At 39.9% G+C, this 18,852-nt stretch carries 16 protein-coding genes, 1 rRNA gene and 1 pseudogene; all 18 read left to right on the top strand.

All coding sequences use genetic code 11. The features are described from left to right. The first annotated feature begins 162 nt into the window (after window positions 1-162). On the top strand, window positions 163-2,628 hold the full coding sequence (gene spoIIE, locus ASC42_RS11440) for a stage II sporulation protein E (RefSeq protein ID WP_055441888.1): 2,466 nt from the start codon (window positions 163-165) through the stop codon (window positions 2,626-2,628). A 55-nt stretch (window positions 2,629-2,683) separates the two neighbouring features. Further along, window positions 2,684-3,439: pseudogene (locus tag ASC42_RS11435) on the top strand (vWA domain-containing protein); the annotation flags it as partial. Continuing rightward, complete coding sequence (locus ASC42_RS11430; protein ID WP_082435728.1) at window positions 3,402-4,355, top strand: serine/threonine protein kinase; 954 nt, start codon at window positions 3,402-3,404, stop codon at window positions 4,353-4,355. The pseudogene ASC42_RS11435 and the gene ASC42_RS11430, both read left to right, overlap by 38 nt. Window positions 4,356-4,431: 76 nt before the next feature. Then, complete coding sequence (gene tilS / locus ASC42_RS11425; RefSeq protein WP_055441862.1) at window positions 4,432-5,814, top strand: tRNA lysidine(34) synthetase TilS; 1,383 nt, start codon at window positions 4,432-4,434, stop codon at window positions 5,812-5,814. Between the two features lie 20 nt (window positions 5,815-5,834). Next, on the top strand, window positions 5,835-6,380 hold the full coding sequence (gene hpt, locus ASC42_RS11420; protein ID WP_032101693.1) for a hypoxanthine phosphoribosyltransferase: 546 nt from the start codon (window positions 5,835-5,837) through the stop codon (window positions 6,378-6,380). 86 nt (window positions 6,381-6,466) lie between these two features. Continuing rightward, window positions 6,467-8,350, top strand: coding sequence for an ATP-dependent zinc metalloprotease FtsH (gene ftsH, locus ASC42_RS11415; protein ID WP_055441861.1), 1,884 nt, complete (start codon window positions 6,467-6,469; stop codon window positions 8,348-8,350). Between the two features lie 100 nt (window positions 8,351-8,450). Continuing rightward, complete coding sequence (locus ASC42_RS11410; protein WP_032101691.1) at window positions 8,451-9,224, top strand: type III pantothenate kinase; 774 nt, start codon at window positions 8,451-8,453, stop codon at window positions 9,222-9,224. A gap of 5 nt (window positions 9,225-9,229) precedes the next feature. Then, the gene (gene hslO / locus ASC42_RS11405; RefSeq protein WP_055441860.1) at window positions 9,230-10,117 is read left to right on the top strand and encodes an Hsp33 family molecular chaperone HslO; all 888 of its coding nucleotides are present in this window, start codon (window positions 9,230-9,232) and stop codon (window positions 10,115-10,117) included. Between the two features lie 77 nt (window positions 10,118-10,194). After that, window positions 10,195-11,121 (top strand): cysteine synthase A, encoded by a 927-nt coding sequence (gene cysK, locus ASC42_RS11400; RefSeq protein WP_055441859.1) that lies wholly within the window; start codon window positions 10,195-10,197, stop codon window positions 11,119-11,121. Window positions 11,122-11,241: 120 nt separating this feature from the next. Continuing rightward, entirely contained in the window at window positions 11,242-12,642 is a 1,401-nt protein-coding gene (gene trpE / locus ASC42_RS11395) for an anthranilate synthase component I (RefSeq protein ID WP_055441858.1), read from the top strand. Window positions 12,643-12,647: 5 nt separating this feature from the next. Next, the gene (pabA, locus tag ASC42_RS11390; RefSeq protein WP_055441857.1) at window positions 12,648-13,217 is read left to right on the top strand and encodes an aminodeoxychorismate/anthranilate synthase component II; all 570 of its coding nucleotides are present in this window, start codon (window positions 12,648-12,650) and stop codon (window positions 13,215-13,217) included. Between the two features lie 12 nt (window positions 13,218-13,229). After that, complete coding sequence (gene pabC / locus ASC42_RS11385; RefSeq protein ID WP_055441856.1) at window positions 13,230-14,099, top strand: aminodeoxychorismate lyase; 870 nt, start codon at window positions 13,230-13,232, stop codon at window positions 14,097-14,099. Window positions 14,100-14,155: 56 nt separating this feature from the next. After that, window positions 14,156-14,932: a dihydropteroate synthase gene (folP, locus tag ASC42_RS11380; protein ID WP_245191203.1), complete on the top strand. Its 777-nt coding sequence runs from the start codon at window positions 14,156-14,158 to the stop codon at window positions 14,930-14,932. Continuing rightward, window positions 14,922-15,284 (top strand): dihydroneopterin aldolase, encoded by a 363-nt coding sequence (folB, locus tag ASC42_RS11375; protein ID WP_055441854.1) that lies wholly within the window; start codon window positions 14,922-14,924, stop codon window positions 15,282-15,284. The genes folP and folB overlap by 11 nt, the downstream gene beginning before the upstream one ends. A gap of 3 nt (window positions 15,285-15,287) precedes the next feature. Beyond that, window positions 15,288-15,824, top strand: a complete 537-nt coding sequence (gene folK, locus ASC42_RS11370) for a 2-amino-4-hydroxy-6-hydroxymethyldihydropteridine diphosphokinase (protein WP_055441853.1) — start codon at window positions 15,288-15,290, stop codon at window positions 15,822-15,824. Beyond that, complete coding sequence (gene dusB, locus ASC42_RS11365) at window positions 15,824-16,825, top strand: tRNA dihydrouridine synthase DusB (RefSeq protein WP_032101683.1); 1,002 nt, start codon at window positions 15,824-15,826, stop codon at window positions 16,823-16,825. The genes folK and dusB overlap by 1 nt, the downstream gene beginning before the upstream one ends. Before the next feature lie 68 nt (window positions 16,826-16,893). Then, a complete protein-coding gene (gene lysS / locus ASC42_RS11360; RefSeq protein WP_055441852.1) occupies window positions 16,894-18,378 on the top strand; it encodes a lysine--tRNA ligase in 1,485 nt (494 codons plus the stop codon). A gap of 259 nt (window positions 18,379-18,637) precedes the next feature. Continuing rightward, a 16S ribosomal RNA gene (locus ASC42_RS11355) occupies window positions 18,638-18,852 on the top strand; the annotation flags it as partial.

Here is an 18,852-nt window from a genome sequence, read left to right as displayed (position 1 = left end):
TTCGTCATGAAATTGGTGCTTTTTGTTTATATAAGCCATTTTTTGTGATATTCCGTCGAAAAATTTATATGATTCATCTTCTTTTTTTGACAAAATTTTGATAATTCAGTCTGTATAATATCAAGTAATAAACAGATATATGGAAAAGGGGAGAGGATGAACATGGAGAGATTAGAGCGGAAGTTAGTCAATCAAATGGCGGAAGTACCTTTAAGTGGAACGAGAACAACGTTGTCGCAATGGTTTCAAAGGTTTACAGTTCGTTTAAGTCATTTATTATTTCAACAAGGCTTTTTATTTTTAGTTATCGGTTTTTTACTTGGACGAGCTCTCATTTTAACAAAGATGACACCGTTTGCTTTGCCTTTTTTTGCAGCAGTTTATTTACTTCGACGCGATAAGTTGGGATTTGTGTTTATCGCTTTATTTGCAGGATCGTTGACCGTTTCTTTTTACACTTCTTTATTTATCGTTGCTTCAATCGTGATGTTTCTTATCTTTTATCGGCTGTTTTTCTGGATTGATGCTCTGCCGAAAAGATTGCCTGTTGTCGTATTTTTTTCCTCCATTTTCGCGAAAATGGGTATGATTTACGTCTGGGATCATGAATGGACGCTATACGAAGGAATGACGATGTTTATTGAAGCAGGTCTTGCCTCTATTTTAACGCTTATTTTTTTGCAATGTGTCCCGTTGTTTGATCATCAAAAGTATAAACAAACGTTAAAACCAGAAGAAGTTATTTCTTTTGTCATCCTCATTTCTTCGATGTTGACCGGAATGGTGGGTTGGTCGGTTTATGCCCTTTCGTTAGAACATGTTGCGTCGCGATATTTATTGTTGTTATTTGCTTTTGTCGCTGGTGCGACCGTTGGCTCAACTGTTGGTGTCGTTACAGGCCTCATTTTAAGTTTAGCGAATGTATCGAATTTGTACCAAATGAGCTTGCTTGCGTTTGCTGGGTTGCTCGGTGGTCTTTTGAAAGAAGGGAGAAAGTTAGGTGTTTCGTTTGGCCTCATCGTTGCAACATTGTTAATCACTCTCTACAGTCAAGGAATGGCGGACATTGTCCCGAATATCGTAGAGTCTCTATTTGCCGTTTTGCTGTTTCTTATGACTCCACAATCTTTAACGAGCAAGATGGCGAAATATGTGCCAGGAACGGTTGAACATACGAATGAGCAACAACAATATGTACGGAAAATTCGCGATGTTACCGCTCAGCGAGTCGAGCAATTTTCTCACGTGTTTCAAGCGCTATCAAAAAGTTTTTCTTCATATGGGGTACTTACGCATGAAGAGGAAGAAGAGCGCGAAATTGACTATTTCTTAAGCGATGTTGCTGCTAAAACATGTCAAACATGTTTTAAGAAAGATCAATGTTGGCTCAACCACTTTGATAAAACATATGATTACATGAAGAAAATTATGCAAGAGACGAGTGAAAACGATCAAATGACGAACGCAAAGTTGCTTCGCGAATGGAATAAACATTGTGTGAAAGCAAATAAAGTTGTTCAGATCATTGAGAAAGACGTGTCATTTTATAAAGCAAATAAAAAATTAAAGCAACAAATGAAAGAAAGTAGAAGGCTTGTTGCGGAACAGTTATTAGGTGTGTCGCAAGTGATGGAAGATTTCGCAAAAGAAATTCAAAAAGAGCGTGAAAATTATTATGTGCAAGAAGAACAGATTTTGCATGCCCTTCAACAGTTCGGTGTTGATGTGAACGATGTAGAAATTTATAGTTTGGACAAAGGAAGTGTTGACATTGAGATGGTCATCCCATATTGCGATGGAAGGGGAGAATGCGAAAAGCTTATCGCACCGATGCTATCTGACATTTTAGGTGAGACGATCATTGTAAAAAAAGAAGATTGTTCTGTCTATCCAAATGGGGATTGTCGTGTTGCGTTTAGTTCTTCGAAAGCGTTTGTCATTGATACAGGTGTTGCATATGTTGCAAAGGGCGGAGGCTTCATCTCGGGTGACAGTTATGCGATGATGGAAATTGGCGGTGGAAAATATGCGTTAGCTATTAGTGATGGGATGGGAAATGGGGAACGGGCACATTATGAGAGTAAAGAAACGCTCAAACTATTACAAAAAATTTTACAATCAGGGATTGAAGAACGAATTGCAATTAAATCTATCAACTCCATTTTAGCTTTGCGAACGACAGAAGAAATTTTTTCAACGCTAGATTTAGCGATTGTTGATTTGCAAAATGCGACAACAAAATTTTTAAAAGTTGGTTCATCGCCAAGCTTTATTAAACGAGGAAGCAACGTCATGAAAATCGAGTCGAGCAATTTGCCGATAGGAATTATTACTGGGGTAGAGTTTGAGATGATTGAGGAACAATTAAAAGCGGGCGATTTGCTCATTATGATGAGCGATGGTATTTTTGACGGTGTTTCCCACATTGAGAACCATGATGTATGGATGAAACGAAAAATTAAAGAATTAAAGACAAATGATCCGCAAGAAGTATCTGAATTGCTTTTAGAAGAAGTGATCCGTGTTAATGGTGGGGAAATTGAAGATGATATGACGATCGTTGTTGCACGTATTAAACATAACACACCGAAATGGGCAGTCATTCCAGCATATCAATATATGAAATAAAAGGTATAAAATCCCCTCTGAGCGTCGATGATGGAAGTATACTACTTTTTTCGGAGGGGATAAACATATGCGAAAAGGAACGTTGCGTCAAATTTTATTAATTACAGATGGTTGTTCTAATCAAGGTGAGGATCCAATTGCTATGGCGGCATTAGCAAAAGAACAAGGGATTACAGTTAATGTAATCGGGGTTCTTGACCAAGATATTATTGATGAGCAAGGACTACGTGAAATTGAAGGTATTGCTCAATCGGGTGGTGGAATTAGTCAAGTCGTATATGCTAAACAATTATCGCAAACCGTACAGATGGTAACAAGAAAAGCGATGACACAGACGTTACAAGGTGTTATTAATCAAGAATTGAAACAAATTTTAGGCTCCCAGGCTTCAATTGATCAGCTTCCGCCAGAAAAAAGAGGGGAAGTGATGGAAGTTGTTGAAGAATTAGGGGAAACCGTTAACTTACAAGTTTTAATATTAGTAGACACAAGCGGAAGTATGAAGACAAAGTTACAAACAGTAAAAGAGGCGTTATTAGATTTATCTATTAGTTTAAATGCTCGTTTGGGAAATAATGAATTTTCTGTTTTTGTATTTCCCGGGAAAAAGGGAGAGGTGGATCGCATTTTAGATTGGACGCCGAAAATGGAGTCAATTTCAAGTGTATTTCCAAAACTAACATCTGGTGGTATTACGCCAACCGGTCCAGCCATTCGCGAAGCGGTACAACAATTCCAAAAAAGACGTTCATTAAAAAGTTTATTTACCCGTGATGGTGATGACGATGTATACATCGAACAATCTATGTAACATTCGAACGGGGACGGTTATACAAGGGAAGTGGCATAAACGTCGCTATGAAATTATAAAACCGCTCGGTAAAGGGGCGAATGGCGTTGTTTATTTAGCGAAAGAAGGGCGAGCGTTTGTGGCGCTGAAGATAAGTAACGAAGCAACGACCATGATGTCAGAGGTAAACGTATTAAAACGATTTTCGGAGGTCCAGGGAATTGCCCTCGGGCCTTGTTTATTAGACGTAGATGATTGGCTTCATCCACATGAAAAAAAGATTTATTCATTTTATGTAATGGAATATATTGAAGGGGATGATTTGTTAACTTTTATTCAGAAACGTGGGAAAGAATGGATAATCGTTATTATATTACAGCTACTAGGCGATTTGCATAAATTACATGAAAAAGGGTGGGTGTTTGGTGATTTAAAACCAGACAATTTAATTGTTTCCGGGGCGGTCCCAAAAGTACGATTAATTGATGTAGGTGGCACGACAATTCGTGGGCGAGCGATTAAAGAATTTACAGAGTTTTTTGATCGAGGTTATTGGGGCATGGGAACGAGAAAAGCTGAGCCTTCGTATGATTTATTTGCAGTTGCGATGATTATGATGAATATGTGCTATCCCAAACGATTTGAAAGAAAAGAAAATGGGCGAGAGCAGCTACAGCTTATGATCTCCTCTCATCCTTATTTAAAAAAATATGAGAAGATATTATGGTGTGCATTAGATGGGAAGTATACTTGCGCTCATGAAATGAGGAAAGATTTGCTGCAATGTATGCAACAGCCGACTGAGCAGAAAGAAAAACGAGAAGGAAGAACGGTGCGCGTAAAAGGAAAGAAAAAATTCCGCTTATTAGAGACGATGTTCTTGTTTGTTTGTCTTTTATTTATGTATGTGGTTTATTTGTATGTTCAAATTCTTTAATTTTTTGCATTCGCTTTGAGTGTGGGCAATAAGATATGGTACCATTGTAAAAAACGACGTTACTAAGAGGGAGAGTATGCTAGAAGTTGTGCATGAATTTATCGAAAAGCATCAATTGCTTGAGCGTGGTACAACTGTTGTTGTTGGCGTGTCGGGAGGTCCAGATTCGTTAGCATTGCTTCATTTTTTATGGAGCGAGAAGGAGCGTTACGATATTCAACTTGTTGTCGCACATGTCGACCATATGTTGCGAGGAAAACAATCAGAAGAAGATATGCATTTTGTGAAACATTTTTGCGAACAACGCAGTATTATATGTGAGGCAACACAACTGAATGTCCCGGCATATATGGAGCAAACAGGGAAGGGTGTGCAAGAGGCAGCACGTGACTGTCGATATACTTTCTTTAAGCAGGTGATGTCGAAATATCATGCGCATTACGTTGCTTTAGGTCATCACGGTGATGATCAAATAGAAACCGTACTTATGCGACTAGTACGCGGAAGCACAACGAAAGGATATGCAGGCATACCGGTAAAGCGACCATTTAGTAATGGATATATTATTCGTCCTTTTTTATGTATTGATCGACAGCGAATCGATCAATATTGTCAAAACAACGGGTTACATCCTCGCCAAGATCCGAGCAATGAAAAAGATGATTACACGCGCAACCGTTTCCGTCATTTCGTTTTGCCTTTTTTTAAACAGGAAAACAGTCGGGTTCATGAACATATTCAACAGTTTAGCGAGATGATGAGCGAAGATGAAGCGTTTTTAGAACAATTGACAAAAGAAACGTTGAAACATGTTGCCGACCAAAAAGAAGGATGTGTCCGTATAGATATCCTTTCGTTTATGAGCATGCCAAAACCTTTACAAAGACGAGGGATTCAACTAATATTAAACTATCTTTATGGGAATGTCCCATCGTCATTATCTTCTATACATATAAATCAAGCGTTACAATTTTTAAAACGGCAACATCCTTCAGGTATGCTTCATTTTCCAAACGGATTAAAAGTTATTCGTCAATATGAGGTGTGTATATTTACGTTTCAACAGGAACAAACGAATGAATATGAATTTCTTTTTCATGTTCCTGATACGCTCGTATTACCAAATGGATGTCAACTGATCAGTCAGTTGGTTGATCACTATCCTTTCGTTGAAGGCGATAATTATGTTGTATTTGATGCTGACCAGTTAAGGCTACCCCTTCGCGTACGAACGCGAAATGATGGAGATCGTATGAAAGTAAAAGGAATGGAGCATCCGAAAAAGGTATCGCGTATTTTTATTGATGAAAAAATTCCAGCGAGCGAGCGGGCACAATGGCCAATCGTCGAAGATGCAAACGGAAACATTATATGGATTCCGGGTGTAAAAAAATCAGCTTATACAGCAACAAATATTACAAAAAATCGCTATATTGTATTACACTATAAAAAGCAATGAATGATGTAGGAGGAAAGAATATGGGTATGCATCAAGATATGGAAAAAATTTTAATTACGGAAGAACAAATTCAACAAAAGGTAAAAGAGTTGGGGGCATTATTGACGAAAGAATATGAAGGACGCTTTCCGCTTGCGGTTGGCGTACTAAAAGGCGCAATGCCGTTTATGGCAGATTTAATTAAGCATGTAGATACATATTTAGAAATTGATTTTATGGATGTATCAAGCTATGGAAATGCAACGGTATCATCAGGAGAAGTCAAAATTTTAAAAGATTTAAACACATCGGTTGAAGGGCGCGACGTACTCATTATTGAAGATATTATTGATAGCGGCTTAACGTTAAGCTATTTAGCCGATTTATTCCGTTATCGCAAAGCAAAATCGATTAAAATTGTAACTTTGCTTGATAAACCGTCTGGTCGAAAAGCGAATATTGAGGCGGATTATGTCGGTTTTATCGTTCCGGATGAATTCGTTGTCGGTTATGGGTTAGACTATTGTGAGAAATACCGAAATCTTCCGTACATCGGTGTGTTAAAACCAGAAGTGTACAGCAAATAATTTTTTCATGCACATCGTTTGTTTTGGAACGTTTTTCTATGATACTATTGACTATAGCGTGTTTTAAGTGTGGGAGGAGGTAGGAGATGAACCGCATTTTCCGTAATACAATCTTTTACTTACTTATTTTTCTTGTCGTCATTGGTGTTGTTAGCTTTTTGAATGGCGGCAATCAACGGGCGGAGCGGATGACGTACGATGCGTTCATTACCCATTTAGAAAACGGTGATGTAAAGTATGTCTCGTTGAAGCCAGAGCGAGGAGTTTATGAAATTCGTGGACAACTCAAAACGTACGCAGAAGGACAGTTTTTTACAACTTACGTAGCCAACAGCCCGCAAGTTCTTCAGCGAATTGATGAGGCGGCAAAACAGGCAAAAGTAGAAGTGTTGCCTGCGGATGAAACGAGCGGATGGGTGACGTTTTTTACGTCCATTATTCCGTTTATCATTATTTTTATTTTGTTCTTCTTTTTACTAAACCAAGCGCAAGGCGGCGGCAGTCGGGTCATGAATTTTGGCAAAAGCCGTGCGAAACTGTATAACGAAGATAAGAAACGTGTTCGCTTTAAAGATGTTGCTGGTGCGGATGAAGAAAAACAAGAACTTGTTGAAATTGTCGAGTTTCTAAAAGATCCTCGTAAATTTGTCGAACTCGGGGCTCGCATTCCAAAAGGCGTTCTTCTCGTCGGACCGCCTGGAACGGGAAAAACGTTACTAGCGAGGGCGGTTGCTGGAGAAGCTGGTGTTCCGTTTTTCTCCATCAGTGGTTCAGATTTTGTTGAAATGTTTGTCGGTGTCGGTGCTTCGCGTGTACGTGATTTATTTGAAACAGCGAAGAAAAACGCTCCTTGTATTATTTTTATTGATGAAATTGATGCAGTTGGACGTCAACGTGGTGCTGGTTTAGGTGGAGGCCACGATGAGCGGGAGCAAACATTAAACCAATTGCTTGTTGAAATGGATGGATTCAGTGGAAACGAAGGAATTATCATTATCGCTGCGACAAACCGTCCTGACATTTTAGACCCTGCCCTTTTACGCCCAGGTCGTTTTGACCGACAAATTACGGTCGATCGCCCAGATGTGAAAGGTCGCGAAGCTGTCCTTCGCGTGCATGCACGCAATAAGCCACTCGATGAGTCAGTCGATTTAAAAGCGATTGCGATGCGTACGCCTGGTTTTTCTGGTGCTGATTTAGAAAACTTATTAAATGAGGCTGCACTCGTTGCTGCTCGACGGAACAAGAAAAAAATTGATATGAGCGATATTGATGAAGCAACGGATCGCGTCATTGCTGGTCCTGCTAAGAAAAGTCGCGTTATTTCTGAAAAAGAGCGAAAAATTGTCGCTTATCATGAAGCGGGTCATACTGTCATTGGTATGGTGCTTGCGGATGCGGAAATGGTCCACAAAGTAACGATTGTGCCACGCGGTCAAGCTGGTGGATATGCGGTCATGTTGCCGAAAGAAGATCGTTATTTTATGACGAAACCAGAGTTGCTTGATAAAATTACAGGGCTTCTTGGCGGACGGGTGGCTGAGGAAATCGTATTTGGCGAAGTCAGCACAGGAGCGCATAATGACTTCCAACGCGCAACAAGTATTGCTCGCCGTATGGTTACAGAGTTTGGAATGAGCGATAAGCTTGGACCAATGCAGTTTGGTCAGTCTCATGGTCAAGTGTTCTTAGGTCGTGATTTGCATAATGAGCAAAATTATAGTGACCAAATCGCATATGAAATTGATCTTGAGATGCAACGCATTATTAAAGAATGTTACGAAAAGGCGAGACGCTTACTAACGGAAAACCGTGACAAATTAGAATTGATTGCCAATACATTACTTGAAGTGGAAACACTTGATGCCGAGCAAATTAAACATTTGTTCGAACATGGTACGTTACCAAATCGAAATGACAATAAACAAGAAGAAGTAAAAGTAAATATTCAAACGAAAAAAGAAGAATAAAGGTGTCTCTTTTTATAAGAGGCATCTTTTTTTACCGTCGGGTTAAACGATTATGATATGATGAAAAAAGGAACAAATTGTGAAAAAGTGGGGATGAGTGATGATTTTTGTATTAGACGTTGGAAACACAAACACAGTATTAGGTGTATATGATGGGGATGAGCTCAAGTTTCATTGGCGCATTGAAACGAGCCGAAGCAAAACAGAAGATGAATATGGAATGATGATCAAAATGTTATTGCAAGATGTCGGCTTGCGCTTTTCTGACATTGATGGCATTATTATTTCTTCTGTTGTTCCCCCGATTATGTTTGCATTAGAGCGCATGTGCACAAAATATTTTCATATTAAGCCGCTTATTGTAGGTCCTGGCATTAAAACGGGGTTGAACATTAAGTACGACAACCCGAAAGAAGTCGGAGCGGACCGAATCGTTAATGCGGTAGCAGGCATTCATTTGTACGGTGCGCCGCTCATTATTGTCGATTTCGGTACTGCGACAACATATTGCTATATTAATGAACATAAGCAATATATGGGAGGGGCTATTGCGCCAGGGATTACGATTTCTACAGAAGCGCTCTATTCTCGAGCCGCTAAACTTCCGCGTATTGAAATTGCCCGTCCGGATGACATTATTGGAAAAAATACAGTCAGTGCGATGCAAGCAGGCATTTTATATGGATATGTCGGACAAGTGGAAGGAATTGTGTCGCGAATGAAAGAAAAAAGTGTCATTCCTCCAAAAGTTATTGCGACAGGTGGATTAGCATCTTTAATTGCTCATGAATCGAATGTCATTGATATCGTCGATCCATTTTTGACGTTAAAAGGATTACAGTTGTTATATGAGCGAAACAAGAAAGGTGAGTGACAGCGATGGCAGATTATTTAGTAAAAGCGCTAGCATACGGTGGTCAAGTGCGTGCATATGCCGTGCGAACAACAGAAACAGTACGGGAGGCGCAGAGAAGACATCAAACATGGCCCACAGCATCTGCAGCACTTGGTCGTGCGATGACAGCAGGTGTGATGATGGGGGCGATGTTAAAAGGAGATAGCCAAATTACAATTAAAATTGAAGGTGGCGGACCTATTGGACACATTCTCGTTGATAGTAACGCCAAAGGCCATGTACGTGGTTATGTATCTAATCCGCATGTTCATTTTGAATTAAATGCAAACGGAAAGCTTGATGTTGCTCGGGCAGTTGGAACGAATGGAACGTTAACTGTTGTAAAAGATTTAGGATTACGTGACTATTTTACAGGACAAGTTCCGCTTGTATCTGGGGAGCTTGGTGAGGATTTTACATACTATTTCGTTTCCTCTGAACAAACGCCATCATCGGTTGGGGTTGGTGTACTAGTCAATCCAGATTATACGATATTAGCGGCTGGTGGTTTTATTTTACAACTCATGCCGGGTACAGAAGAAAAAACAATTGCACATATTGAAAAAAATTTAGCTACCATCCCACCAATTTCAAAAATGATTGAAAGTGGCTTAACACCGGAACAAATTTTATATGCATTGCTTGGCGGCGAGCAAAATGTAAAAATTCTTGAAACAATGCCGGTTTCATTCGTTTGTCGTTGCTCGCGTGAGCGTGTAGCTGATGCGATCATTAGCTTAGGGGCGGAAGAAATTCAACAAATGATTGATGAAGAAGGAAAAGCCGAGGCGTCTTGTCATTTCTGTAATGAAACATATGCATTTTCAGCTGAAGATCTCGAAGAATTAAAAAAGTTAGCAAAACAAAAATAAATGATTGACAATTTCGAAAATAACTGATAAATTGGTTACAAATTCTATAAAAATACTCGGGATTAGAGGTGGATGAGATGGCACGTGTAGTACAATCTATTACAGAGTTAATTGGTCAAACACCGGTAGTAAAGTTAAATCGCATCGTTGATGAAGATAGTGCAGATGTATACTTAAAGCTGGAGTTTATGAATCCAGGAAGCAGCGTGAAAGACCGTATTGCGTTGGCGATGATTGAAGCAGCCGAGAAAGCAGGAAAAATTCAGCCTGGTGACACAATTATTGAACCGACGAGTGGAAATACGGGAATTGGTTTGGCAATGGTTGCTGCTGCAAAAGGATATAAAGCCATTTTCGTTATGCCTGATACGATGAGTTTAGAGCGTCGTAACTTACTTCGTGCTTACGGGGCAGAACTTGTTTTAACGCCAGGAAGCGAAGGAATGCGTGGAGCGATTCAAAAAGCGGAACAGCTCGCACAAGAGCACGGATATTTTATGCCGCAACAATTTAAAAATGAAGCAAACCCAGAAGTGCATCGCTTAACAACAGGAAAAGAGATCGTTGAGCAAATGGGTGATCAACTAGATGCATTTGTAGCTGGAATCGGAACAGGCGGAACAATTACAGGGGCTGGAGAAGTGTTGCGTCAAGCGTATCCAAACATTAAAATTTATGCTGTTGAACCAGCCGATTCTCCTGTGCTCTCTGGTGGAAAGCCAGGTCCACATAAAATTCAAGGAATTGGAGCAGGTTTCGTTCCTGATATTTTAAATACATCCATTTACGATGAAGTCGTTACTGTAAAGACAGAAGAAGCATTTGCTGCCGCTCGTCTAGCCGCTCGCCAAGAAGGTATTTTAGGAGGGATTTCATCAGGCGCAGCCATTCATGTCGCATTGCAAGTAGCGAAAAAATTAGGAAAAGGAAAGAAAGTATTAGCTATTATCCCGAGTAACGGTGAACGTTATTTAAGCACACCATTGTATCAGTTTGAGGAGTAATTCGGCAAGGACATTCTTGCCGAATTTTTTTTCGTGATTGTTTCTATATGTTCGTTGTACAATAAGCGTATGGACTGATGGAGAGGAGTGGCATCTTTGAGCAAGCAAAGGCGAAGAGCAATGATCAAAAAAGTCACATACGCACAACGCGATTGGTTTTCGCAATATAAAGATTTATCGCGGCAACAGTTGCATCATGTCTTGCTTGAAAGCGGGCGAGACGGCCGATATAGCATAGTCGGTTTGCAACCATTTGCAGTGATCATTGGCAAAGACGACAAACTGACAGTATGGCAAAAGCATCGTACCGAAACATTTGACGGGAACATATTGCAATCGTTGAAAAAATGGTTCAATCAATGGAAAACAGACAAGTTAGAAGAAGGACCTGATTTTCAAGGGGGAGCCATTGGCTACATTAGTTACGATTGTGCTCGTTATATTGAAAATCTTCCTTCTATTGCATGTGATGACTTGAATATGCCGGACTTATATTTTTTAGTATTTGATGATGTGTTCGTATATGATCATTGTGAATCTTCCCTTTATTTCATTACTCATTATGTAGAAGGGGAAGAACAACAAGCAAGCGAACGTCTCGAGCGATACGAGCAACTATGGACAACCGACGTTTCCGACGTTCCACGTCCGTTTATTCCGAACTACGAAAAAGAAGAAACAGTTTCAATGAGCGAAGAACAGTTTATGAAAGCTGTCGAAAAAGTGCGGTCATATATTGCGCAAGGTGATGTTTTTCAAGTGAACTTGTCTGTACGACAATCGAAACGATTACTCACACATCCGTTTACGATTTATGAGAAATTACGCACATTAAATCCATCGCCGTATATGGCATATATGCATTTCCCTGAATTTCAAATCGTAAGCGGTTCTCCGGAGCTACTTGTGAAAAAGAAAGGTGAGTATGTAAGTACGCGCCCGATTGCAGGAACACGTTCACGTGGTAAAACGATTCAAGAAGATGAACAAATTGCGCAGTCACTATTAGCAAATGAAAAAGAACGCGCGGAACATTTAATGCTCGTTGATTTAGAACGGAATGACCTTGGGCGTGTATGTGCGTACGGAACGGTGAAAGTAGATGAGTTTATGGTCATTGAAAAATATTCCCATGTCATGCACCTCGTCTCTCATGTTTCTGGTCAGCTTGCAGCCGGAAAAGATGCATTCGATGTCATATCAGCTACTTTCCCAGGCGGAACGATTACGGGAGCTCCAAAAGTGAGAACGATGGAAATTATCGAGGAGCTTGAACCTGTTCGCCGCGGCATTTATACAGGTTCCATCGGTTGGATCGGATTTAATGGTGATATGGAGTTAAATATTGCGATTCGGACCATGATCGCGAAAGACGGTCTTGCGTATGTGCAAGCAGGAGCAGGAATTGTCATTGATTCACAACCGCAACACGAGTATAAAGAATGTTTAAAGAAAGCATTTGCCTTATGGAAGGCAAAAGAGCTGAGCGAAGAAGAGCACGTACAATTAAGCATGAGGTGAGCCAAATGATTTTAATGATTGATAATTATGATTCCTTTACGTATAACCTCGTTCAATATTTAGGGCAATTAGGAGAAGAGCTAATTGTCAAACGAAATGATGAAGTGATGATTGAGCAAATTGAACAACTTCAACCGCATTTTTTAATGATTTCACCTGGCCCATGCAGTCCGAACGAAGCGGGTATTAGCATGGAAGCTATTGAATATTTCGCTGGGAAGATTCCGATTTTTGGTGTATGTCTTGGTCATCAGTCGATTGCACAAGTGTTTGGGGGGGAAGTTGTCCGCGCTGAACGCTTAATGCATGGCAAAACATCATCGATTTTTCATGACGGAAAAACGATTTTTACTCACATCCCTAATCCGTTTGTCGCTACTCGTTATCACTCGTTAATTGTAAAAAAAGAGACGTTACCAGATTGCTTTGAAATTTCTGCATGGACAGAAGAAGGAGAGATTATGGCTATTCGTCATAAAACATTGCCAATTGAAGGGGTTCAATTTCACCCAGAATCAATTATGACGGAGCATGGGTTAGAAATGCTTAAAAACTTTATTACATTATACAGATGAAAGTGATGATATATGTTTATTTATGTAAACGGACAAATCGTAAAAAAAGAAGATGCACGCATTTCTCCGTTTGATCACGGGTTTATGTATGGGCTTGGAGTGTTTGAAACGTTTCGTATATACGATGGACATCCGTTTTTACTTGACGATCATTTGACACGTATTCAAAATGGGCTTGATATGTTAAATATTTCATTTTCCATCACCCGAAATGATGTGTTGCCAATTCTTTCTCAACTGTTAAAGGCTAACGGTTATCGTGATGCGTATGTTCGCCTAAATATATCTGCTGGAATCGGAGACGTTGGACTGCAAGTAGAACCGTATACAGATCCAACGATTATTATGTATATGAAACCGATTCCGACGTTTTCAGAAGAAAAAGTGTGTAAAACATTACAAGTGAGACGGAATACACCGGAAGGCCCGATTCGTTTAAAGTCTCACCATTATTTAAACAATATTTTAGGTAAACAAGAAATTGGTCATCAACCAAATGTAGAAGGTATTTTTCTTACAAAAGAAGGATTTGTAGCAGAAGGTATTGTCTCGAACATTTTTTGGGCAAAAGACGGCACCGTGTACACTCCTTCGCTAGAAACAGGTATTTTAAACGGTGTAACACGATTGTTTATCATCGACTTGTTGCGTTCATGGGGAGTCGATGTACAAGAAGGATATTATTCACTGCAACAACTCAAAGAAGCAGATGAAATATTTTTAACAAATTCCATTCAAGAAATCGTGCCCGTTTGTCGGCTAGATGGTGATGTATATCCCGGGAAATGTGGGGAAATGACGAGTCGTCTCCAACGTGCGTATGCCTCTTTTACTACACATTTATGGACAAGGTATGAAAGAAAGGATGGGTACGTCAATTGAGCGATATTATTTATTGCGGAAAGCATAAACTTGATTTGAGAAAACAAACGATCATCATGGGAATTTTAAATGCTACCCCCGACTCTTTTTCTGATGGAGGAAAGTATAATCATGTAGAGCAAGCTGTTGAACGTGCCAAGCAACTTGTAGTTGAAGGAGCGCACATCATTGATATTGGGGGAGAATCGACTCGTCCTGGAGCTGAAAAAGTATCACTTGAAGAGGAGTTGCGTCGCGTCATTCCAATTGTAGAAGCAGTCGCTAAAGCGGTGGATGTGCCAATTTCAATTGATACGTATAAGGCGGAAGTAGCCAAACAAGCCATCGAAGCTGGGGCGACGATAATTAATGATGTTTGGGGAGCGAAAGCGGACTCGAATATGGCTCAAGTAGCTGTTCATTACGGTGTGCCAATTGTATTAATGCACAATCGTCACGATCGGAACTATAAAGATATCATTTCCGATATGATTAACGATTTAAAAGAAAGTATCCATATAGTTAAACAAGCTGGTGTGAAAGATGAACAAATTATTATTGATCCAGGGATCGGGTTTGCCAAAACAGTAGAGCATAATTTGGAAGTGATGCGTCGGTTAGATGAACTTGCAGTTCTCCATTATCCCATTTTGTTAGGGACATCGCGAAAATCATTTATCGGGCATGTACTCGACTTGCCGGTATATGATCGATTAGAGGGAACGGGAGCGACGGTTTGCCTCGGTATTGCAAAAGGGGCGCACATCGTTCGGGTACATGATGTTTTACCGATTGCTAGAATGGCTAAAATGATGGATGCGATGCTAGGAAAAGGGGTGGAGCATGAGGGATAAAATTTACGTTCAACAAATGGAATTTTATGGTTATCACGGAGTGTTCCCAGAGGAAAATAAACTCGGCCAACGTTTTTATGTTGATGTCATCATCGAAACAAATTTAAAACAAGCAGGCATAACCGATGATTTAAATAAAACAGTGAACTATGCACATATATACGACATATGTCAAAGTATTGTTGAAGGAAAGCCATTTAAATTAATTGAGGCTGTGGCGGAACGCATTGCTGAGCAAATTTTATCCACGTATGCAACGGTGTCATCGTGCACTGTCAAAGTAACGAAACCAAATCCGCCAATTAAAGGTCACTATGCATATGTGGCGGTTGAAATTACGAGAGGACGTTAATAAATGGAACATATTTCTTATATTGCATTAGGTTCGAATATCGGTGACCGTTTTGAATATTTGCGCAAAGCGGTAATGGCGTTACGTGATCATACACATATTTCCGTTTTAGCGACATCCTCAATTTATGAAACAGATCCCGTTGGATATGTTGACCAAGCTTGCTTTTTAAATATGGTTGTCAAGGTGGTTACGTCGTTATCTCCATTTGCTTTGTTGGCAGCCGCGATGGACATTGAAAAACAGTTTGGTCGCAAGCGGGAAGTGCATTGGGGTCCACGCACGTTAGACCTTGACATTTTGCTATATAATCATGAAAATATTGAAACAGAGCAACTTATTATTCCACATCCGCGTATGCTTGAACGGGCGTTTGTACTCATCCCGTTGTTTGAAATAGATGAATCTTTAATTATTCCATCTGTTCAACGTCCTTTACGTTCGTATGTTGAACAGTTATCCGATCAAGGAGTTCGTATATGGAAGAGTCGAGAAGCAGTAGCGGAACTATTTATGCCTTCAGGAAAGGAGGGGGGTTAATGTTCAAGATTGGGAATGTACAAATCAATAACCCTGTCGTGCTTGCACCGATGGCAGGAGTATGTAATTCGGCTTTTCGTCTAACTGTAAAAGAGTTCGGTGCTGGACTTGTTTGTGCGGAGATGGTGAGCGACAAAGCGATCTTATTTAATAACCCAAAAACGATGGGTATGCTTTATATCGATGAACGTGAAAAGCCATTAAGCTTACAAATCTTTGGTGGGGAAAAAGAAACGCTTGTACAAGCAGCTAAATATGTAGATCAACATACAAACGCCGATATTATCGATATTAATATGGGGTGTCCCGTACCGAAAATTACAAAATGTGATGCAGGAGCAAAATGGCTATTAGATCCAAATAAAATTTACGATATGGTAGCAGCCGTTGTTGATGCAGTAGAGAAGCCAGTCACAGTAAAAATGCGAATCGGTTGGGATGAAAATCATATTTATGCTGTCGAAAATGCTCAGGCAGTAGAACGGGCAGGTGGACAAGCAGTTGCTGTTCATGGACGAACGCGCGTACAAATGTATGAAGGAAAAGCGGACTGGAACGTCATTAAACAAGTAAAAGAAGCGGTTAACATTCCTGTTATCGGTAACGGTGATGTGCAGACTCCTCAAGATGCCAAACGAATGTTAGAACAAACAGGTGTCGATGGAGTGATGATTGGGCGTGCTGCCCTCGGTAATCCATGGATGATTTATCGTACTGTTCGTTATTTGGAAACAGGTGAGCTCATTCCGGAACCGTCTGTGCGTGAAAAAATCGAAGTGTGTATTTTGCATTTAGATCGTTTAATTGCTTTGAAAAATGAATACATTGCTGTAAAAGAGATGCGTAAACACGCGGCATGGTATTTAAAAGGCATTCGTGGAAATGCCAAAGTTCGCAATGCGATAAATGAATGCCAGACGCGTGATGAACTTGTGACGTTGTTGATGAATTTTGTCGAAGAAGTTGAATCCAAAGAACATCATGTTGCAATAGAATCGTAAAACATACTGTCAGCAGCTTATGCTGGCAGTATTTCTTAAAAAATAAACGGTTATTGGAGTGAATTCTTATGTCGCATGAAGAATTAAATGATCAGCTGTTGGTTCGTCGTGAAAAGTTACATAAGTTACGCGAAAAAGGGATCGATCCATTTGGAAAACGATTCGAGCGTACGCATCACGCAGAAGAATTGTTTACGTTATACGGTCATTTATCAAAAGAAGAGTTGGAAGAAAAGCAAATTCATGTTTCTATCGCTGGTCGCATTATGACTAAGCGTGGCAAAGGGAAAGCGGGATTTGCGCATATTCAAGATTTAACAGGACAAATTCAAATTTATGTGCGCAAAGATGACGTTGGTGAAGAGCAGTATGAAATTTTTGATACATCAGATTTGGGCGATATTGTCGGTGTCCAAGGAACCGTATTCAAAACAAAAGTAGGGGAATTGTCTATTAAGGCACATTCGTATGAAATGTTGACAAAATCGTTGCGACCACTCCCTGAAAAATATCACGGGCTTAAAGATATCGAACAACGCTATCGCCAACGTTACCTCGATTTAATTATGAATCCAGAAAGTAAAAAAACATTTATTACACGCAGTTTAATTATTCAATCGATGCGTCGCTATTTAGATCAAAAAGGATATTTAGAAGTGGAGACGCCAATGATGCATTCCATTGCTGGGGGAGCGGCCGCTCGTCCATTTATTACGCATCACAACGCTTTAGATATGACGTTGTATATGCGTATTGCAATTGAGCTACACCTAAAACGTTTAATTGTTGGTGGATTAGAAAAAGTATATGAAATTGGTCGTGTGTTCCGAAATGAGGGTATTTCAACGCGCCATAATCCAGAGTTTACAATGCTTGAGCTTTATGAGGCATATGCTGATTATACAGATATTATGAAATTAACAGAAGATATGATCGCGCACATTGCCCAAGAAGTGCTTGGAACGACAAAAATTCAATACGGAGAGCATGAAGTAGATTTAACACCATCATGGAAACGACTCCATATGGTTGATGCGATCAAAGAGTATGTGGGCGTTGATTTTTGGAAGCATATGAGTGATGAAGAAGCACGTCAATTAGCGAAAGAACATGGAGTGGAAGTAGCCCCACATATGACATTTGGTCATATCGTAAACGAATTTTTCGAACAAAAAGTAGAAAAACATCTTATTCAACCAACATTTATTTATGGTCATCCGGTTGAAATTTCGCCTTTAGCGAAGAAAAATCCAGAAGATCCACGCTTCACAGATCGATTTGAATTATTTATTGTTGCGCGTGAACATGCAAATGCGTTTACAGAACTAAATGACCCAATCGATCAACGTGAACGATTTGAGGCGCAATTGAAAGAAAAAGAACAAGGAAATGACGAGGCGCATGAGATGGACGAAGATTTTATTGAAGCATTAGAATATGGAATGCCACCAACAGGCGGATTAGGGATTGGTATTGATCGTCTTGTTATGTTGTTAACGAACTCACCATCGATCCGCGATGTATTGTTGTTCCCTCAAATGCGTCATAAATAATTTTGAGAAAAACTGAGTGAGGTATTTTTCCTTACTCAGTTTTTCTTAAAAAAATAAAAAAACATCTTGCTTAAAGATGATGGAATGTGATATATTACTAAGCGTCCGTATTAAAGGTAACATGTAAAAATAAAAAATAAAAAAGTTGTTGACAAGAAAAATAGTAAATGATATATTAAAAAAGTCGCTCAAAGAGCGGCAGAGATGTTCCTTGAAAACTGAACGAAGCGAAAAGCGTACGAAAGCTAAGGATAACTTTTCTATGGAGAGTTTGATCCTGGCTCAGGACGAACGCTGGCGGCGTGCCTAATACATGCAAGTCGAGCGGATCAAATAGAAGCTTGCTTCTATTTGGTTAGCGGCGGACGGGTGAGTAACACGTGGGCAACCTGCCCTGTAGACGGGGATAACACCGAGAAATCGGTGCTAATACCGGATAACACGAAATGTCGCATGACGTTTCGTTGAAAGACG

This window comes from Anoxybacillus suryakundensis (genome assembly GCF_001418025.1).
Taxonomy (GTDB): Bacteria; Bacillota; Bacilli; order Bacillales; family Anoxybacillaceae; genus Anoxybacillus; species Anoxybacillus tengchongensis.
Note: the sequence above shows the minus strand (reverse complement) of the source record. Positions and strands in the feature narration are given on the sequence as shown.